Below are 6,042 nucleotides of genomic sequence, written 5' to 3' on the forward strand. Positions count from 1 at the left end.
GAGGAGGTATCATGAGTTACAAACTAGATGTTGGCAAAGTCAGCAGCATCAAAAATAATATCAAGATCGAGTTGCTGAATAGTCTTTTCCAGAAAAGAGAAAATCCCGGTCGGCGCAGTGCCGATTTGAACGCTGAGCGATTGCGTGCTGAGCGAGATGCGCTACTCAAAGAAATCCCGATTGCCATTTTCTATCTTGATACGGATTTGCGCTATACCAGTGTCAGTCTCGCGTTTGCCAGAAGTGTCGGATTAACGATCAGTGAGGTGATAGGTAAAACAGTTTTTGAATTGTTCCCCCCCGGTCTGGCGACAAATCTCCAGGAAAAATATCGCTATACGCTTGATTCTGGTGAATCTGTTACCGACTTAAGTTACAGCATTACCCAAAAGAATGGACAGCAGGTTCATTTTTCGACTGAGCTCGCTCCTTTTTATGATAATAGTGGCCAGATCGCTGGTTTGGTTGGGGTTAGCAGCGATATCAGCAGGCTGACAGAGGCCAGTTTAGACATAGCTAGAACATCTGAGGATAACTATAGACTTTTGGCAGAAAACAGATTGCTGACCCGTCGACTCTATGAGATTCAGGAAGACGAGCGTCATCATATTGCGCGAGAATTGCATGATGAGTTAGGTCAGTGGCTAACGGCATTACGCGCTGAATTGCAGGTGGTTATTGGGCACGTTGAGCGGGATTCCGCCATTTATGAGCGTGTCCAGTCGATTAAAGAAATTGCAAATACCATGCATGGCGTCGTTCATGACATGTTGCAGGAATTGCGGCCAGTAATGCTCGATAAGCTGGGGCTGGTCGATAGTCTTCGTGAATTACAGAATGACTGGTGTAGACACCATCCACATATCAATTTTGAGCTGATGATATCGGACAGTATTGGTGGCGCAGGCGCATTTGACAAAATAGTTTCTATTACAATCTATCGTTTGATTCAGGAAGCGTTCAATAACGTTTGCAAGCATGCGCGAGCCAGGAAGGTGGTGGTGCAATTGGGTCGAGAAAAGAACTCGCCTATACTCCCTGATACTTTGCTTTTGAGTGTGGAGGATGATGGAATCGGCTTTGATATTGAGCAAAAATCTGTAGGTTTGGGATTGCTTGGCATGCGTGAAAGAGTTATTGCTGCCGGTGGCGAATTTTTGCTGCAAAGTTCACCCGGCAACGGCGTTCAGATTGCTGTCAGATTACCGCTTGAGTCGCACAGTTAACTGACGTGAGTGCCAAGCTGATTACCCTCGTTCTGATAGATGATCACCCTGTCGTGCGGGCCGGGTATCGCTACTTTCTCGAAAGTACTAAAGAGATTATGGTGTTGGCGGAGGCTGGCGATGGTGAAACCGGCTGTGTTCTTTATCAGGAATATCAACCAGACATGGTGATTATCGACATCAATATGCCGGGTATTGGTGGTCTGGAAACCATTCATCGTATCAAATCAAAAAATCCGGCAGCGAACATACTTGCGTTGAGTATGCATAGTAGTGAGATTATGGTAAAGCGGGTGCTCGATATGGGGGCGACAGGGTACCTTACCAAACAATGTACCCCTGAACAGTTGCTGGAAGCAGTTAACCGGATAAGCCAGGGAAAACCATATATTGATGCCAAACTAGCGTCAAATATGCTGAACGACGGCATGCAGGGCGATGGTGATAAGCATCCCCTGCATATTCTTTCACAAAGAGAATTTCAGATATTTACACTGCTTGCTGAGGGTAATTCAGTCCTGCAAATTGCAGAAATCATTTCCATCAGCCCCAAGACAGTCGGTGTTCATCATGCCAGCATCATGAGAAAACTGGGGCTTCAGAATACTGTTCAACTCGTACGGCTGGCGATTGATTGTGGGTTAATCCGCGTATAGCCACAGTTTTTGGGTTTTTTTAATTCGTATTTTTTCTGAACTCCTGTTTCTGGGAGATATTGCTGAAAAATTACCAGCTGTCAATTTTTGCTAGACCCTCAGTCTGCCCTTGCCTCTGCATCAGTGCCTTCATTGCAGCTATCGATATCTGCGTCAGTACGGGCTCCATACAATTAATTTAAAGAATTTCTTTATATCAAAATAAATAATCTGCTTATTTCCTTTTCTTGTTGTGGCCGGATAATGTTTCATAACCCGACTGCGATTCAAATGATTGGGTTGTAACCTCGTAATTCAAAACCTATGATTCTCAACTTAAGAGGAATTAAAAATGAGTCAATTTAAACAGAAAGTTATGGTGGCGAGTATTGTGCTTGCTTTTGGCGCTGCAGGCAGTGCCTGGGCGAATCCGACTAATACAGCGACTGAAGTTGCCGGAAATCAAACAGCGACTGCGGACAGCAACCAGAGCGGAGCAGGTATCGCAGCGAATGAATTTTCAGAAGCATATGACAATACAAACAACAGTCAGACAACATCGACTGATAACAACAGCAACAACAGCAACAACAGCGACAACAGCGACAACAGCGACAACAGCAACAATAGCGATAACAGCAACAACAGTGATAACAGCGTGCTGAATACCACTGATAACAACAGCAACAACAGTGACAACAGTGACAACAGTAATAACAGCGACAACAGCAACAATAGCGACAACAGTTTTGCCAGTGCAGACGATGCTGCTGCTAATAATGGTAGTACCGCTACTTCTGATCGTTCTGATAACAGCTATGCAATTGGTTCAGATGGCTCAGCATCAGCTAATAATCAGAGCACTTCAACAGCAGATAACAGTGACAACAGTGACAACAGTTATGCTGATGCTTCTGAAGGTTCTGCGTCCGCAAACAATAACAGCACTTCCTCCGCAGACAACAGCGACAACAGCGACAACAGCTATGCAACTGCATCGGAAGGTTCGGCATCAGCCAATAATCAGAGTACTTCAACAGTAGACAACACCGATAACTCTGATAACAGCTATACAACAGCAGACGGAACCGGGTCGGCAGCGGCTAAAATGGTGATGCAACCGCGACCTATTCGGTTAATAACTCTGCGCTTAGTGGTACGGTGACGGGAGCGGGTGTTGGTGCAGTTGTCACTTCTGGTGACGGAGAAGGTGCTGCAACTCTGACAGCCAGCAATTCCATCTCGGAATCTTTTAACGGGGCGGCTGGAATTAACCAGGTTGTCCAAAATCACGGCGCCAATGCCTTGACACAGCAACAAGTGTCTTTCCAAGGCAACGTAAATGTTAATGCTCAGTAATCTGAGTTGAGCATATTAAGAAATATCTAATCAAGGAGAAAAACATGAATCAATTTAATAAAAAAAGTGTTGGTTGCGAGTATGGTACTTGCTTTGGTGTTGCGGGTAACGCTTGGGCCAATCCGACGAATACCGCTGAAACCGTAAACGATCAAACTGCAACTGCAACCAGTGATCAAAACAGTGCTGGCATTGCTGCGAACGAATATTCAACCGCATATGACAATACCAATAACAGCGTGGCGAATGCAACGGATGACCATACTGACAACAGCGACAACAGCGACAACAGCAACAACAGCGACAACAGCGACAACAGCAACAACAGCGACAACAGCAACAACAGCCAAGTGGCTACTACTGATGATCATACTGACAACAGTAACAACAGCGACAACAGCGACAACAGCGACAACAGCGACAACAGCGACAACAGCTCGGCTACTGGTGTAGATGCTGCAGCCAACAATAGCAGTACCGCTACTTCTGATCGTTCCGACAACAGCTTTGCAGATGCAGGTTCAGCTAGCGCCGCCGCTAACAACGGTAGCACTGCTACCGTGGACAACAACGACAACAGCGATAACAGTTCCGCAGATGCAGGTTCAGCTAGTGCCGCTGCCAACAACGGCAGCACTGCTACCGTGGATAACAGTGATAACAGCGATAACAGTTTTGCAGATGCTGGTTCTGGCAGTGCTGCCGCCAACAATGGCAGTACCGCTTCTGTTGATAACACCAATAACAGCGACAACAGCCAAACAGCGGCAAATGGTAATGGGTCTGCTGCAGCACAAACCGGCAATGCTTCTGCCACCTACTCAGTCAATAACTCAGACTTGAGCGGTGCGGTAACAGGCGAAGGTGCGGGATCAGGTGTATCCGTAGCTTCAGGTTCAGCTGATGCTGCTTATGCTGCTGACAATACTATTAGCGCTGCATTCAACGGTGCTGCTGGTATCAACCAGGTTGTACAAAATCATGCTGCCAATGCGTTGACACAGCAACAAGTGTCTTTTCAGGGTAACGTGAATGTTAACCAGTAATTTCGTTCACTAATCGTTCGGTGTTTAGCTGAACTTTAGTCAGTGAAGAGTTGCCGATGGGGAAGGTGGTCCTGTCGGCAACTTCCACCAAATAACGAAGTTATAAACTCTGGAGAACAGAATGAAGCCAATATTAAAAGGTAATGTGTCTTTTCTCTTTGCCCTGATATTGCCTGTTTGTACCGTTAATGCTTCTTCCGATCAGCTTGCAAATGATTCGATAACTGCGGGCTTTCCTTCAACTGGGATTGTTTCGCTGGATGAACTTGACGAGGTACGAGGAATGGGTGGGGTGGATAGCACCGTGCTGAATACTATGAATGTTAAGGCAACATTGACGGGTAACACGGCAACTAACAATGTCACCGGCACAAACATAATTGATACCAGCGCTTTTTCTGGAGCCAACGGCATGTTTTCGGTTATTCAAAATAGTGGTAACAATGTGGTTATTCAAGATTCAACCATTGTAAATGTCACCATAGTGAATTGATTTTGTTATGAAAAACTTCTTGCATAAATTGTTTTTGACCGCTATGACGATGTTGGTGAGTAGCCATCTCGTTGCGCTGGATCTGAATGGAATGGCGGGAGGTGGAATTATCTTGTCTCGACAAAAGTTTTGCCGAGATGAAGTTTGATACGGTTTATAAACAAGAATTTGATTTTAGTTGCGGCTCTGCAGCGTTGGCTAGTCTGCTCACGTTTCATTACGGTAATGTGGTGAGCGAAAAGACCGTATTTCTAGAAATGTATGAGCATGGCGATCAGGAAAAAATTAAGGATCAAGGTTTTTCAATGCTCGATATGAAAAACTATCTGGGGCGGCATGGTTACGGTTCGGATGGATTTAAGATAAACCTGGATAAATTGCGCGAATTCAATAGTCCGGCAATTACAATTATTGATCTTAATGGCTATTTACATTTCGTTATTATCAAGGGTGTAACCGAGCAAAAAGTCCTGGTTGGTGATCCTGCGGTAGGTGTCAAAATTATTCCTCGCGATGAATTTGAAAAGATGTGGGTGAGCGTATTTTATTTATGGTCCATGATAACGGTGGTATTCAGACAGAAGCATCGCAAGCAAGAAGAATGGCATACCCATTTGGCTCCGTTAGGGGTGCGGTTGACCAGTTAAGTTTAAGCGAATATTTCGTGCTGATACGCGGACAGGTGACAGGTCCTTTGGATTTTTAACTATATTGGGTGTCTGGCATGTTTACTTGCAACGATATGATCAAGCATAAAATTTTGCAGTTGGTGTTGTTGCTGACTTTCTTGGTAAATCTTGCTGTTGCCCGAGATACGCTGGCAGATGCTGGATATGCTGACGATATTTTTTAGTGACCCATACAGCCAATTGATACGCGCGACTGATGATGAGTTGGCCCAGCAAAGAGGCGGCTTTACCCTGCCAAAATGGAATGGTTGTTAATATAAGTCTGGAAAGACTGATTTTCTGAATGGAATTGAAACGGCTTCCTCATTTATACAATTCCCGATAGACGGTGTGTTGATCCAAAATGGAAGTGGAAACTTGGGGGCAGATTTGGTCCGGATCAGTTATCGGTTCTATTATTCAAAATAGTTTGGATAATCAGTCGATTAAAAGTATTAATGAGCTCAATATAGAAATAAGTAATCTGCAGAATCTGGACTTGAGGTCTAGTCACAGTTATTACTGATCTGATTATGCCAAATTTACAGTAATGCTGATTTTTTGAGTAAAGATACCGCAGAATAATAAAACTCCACTGGCAATGCATGGCATTTG

3 protein-coding genes and 3 pseudogenes are annotated in these 6,042 nt (G+C 44.7%); all 6 read left to right on the forward strand.

From position 1 onward, the window contains the following. Nucleotides 1-11: 11 nt before the first annotated feature. The 6 genes and pseudogenes from IPG31_13130 to IPG31_13155 all read left to right on the forward strand — a co-directional run bounded on the left by IPG31_13130 (nucleotide 12) and on the right by IPG31_13155 (nucleotide 5,465). The gene (locus tag IPG31_13130) at nucleotides 12-1,226 is read left to right on the forward strand and encodes a PAS domain-containing protein (protein ID MBK6619244.1); all 1,215 of its coding nucleotides are present in this window, start codon (nucleotides 12-14) and stop codon (nucleotides 1,224-1,226) included. A gap of 20 nt (nucleotides 1,227-1,246) precedes the next feature. Beyond that, nucleotides 1,247-1,882: pseudogene (locus IPG31_13135) on the forward strand (response regulator transcription factor). A gap of 331 nt (nucleotides 1,883-2,213) precedes the next feature. Next, nucleotides 2,214-3,220, forward strand: a pseudogene (locus IPG31_13140) (hypothetical protein). Nucleotides 3,221-3,264: 44 nt separating this feature from the next. Further along, nucleotides 3,265-4,266 (forward strand): hypothetical protein, encoded by a 1,002-nt coding sequence (locus IPG31_13145; protein ID MBK6619245.1) that lies wholly within the window; start codon nucleotides 3,265-3,267, stop codon nucleotides 4,264-4,266. A gap of 121 nt (nucleotides 4,267-4,387) precedes the next feature. Then, entirely contained in the window at nucleotides 4,388-4,759 is a 372-nt protein-coding gene (locus tag IPG31_13150) for a hypothetical protein (protein MBK6619246.1), read from the forward strand. An 86-nt stretch (nucleotides 4,760-4,845) separates the two neighbouring features. Continuing rightward, nucleotides 4,846-5,465: pseudogene (locus IPG31_13155) on the forward strand (C39 family peptidase). Nucleotides 5,466-6,042: the final 577 nt, after the last annotated feature.

This window comes from Nitrosomonas sp. (assembly GCA_016703745.1).
GTDB lineage: Bacteria > Pseudomonadota > Gammaproteobacteria > Burkholderiales > Nitrosomonadaceae > Nitrosomonas.

Excerpts from the sequence above, each read along its gene's own strand:
- IPG31_13130 (MBK6619244.1), top strand. The coding sequence starts at position 12 with ATGAGTTACAAACTAGATGTTGGCAAAGTCAGCAGCATCAAAAATAAT.
- IPG31_13145 (MBK6619245.1), top strand. The coding sequence starts at position 3,265 with ATGAATCAATTTAATAAAAAAAGTGTTGGTTGCGAGTATGGTACTTGC.
- IPG31_13150 (MBK6619246.1), top strand. The coding sequence starts at position 4,388 with ATGAAGCCAATATTAAAAGGTAATGTGTCTTTTCTCTTTGCCCTGATA.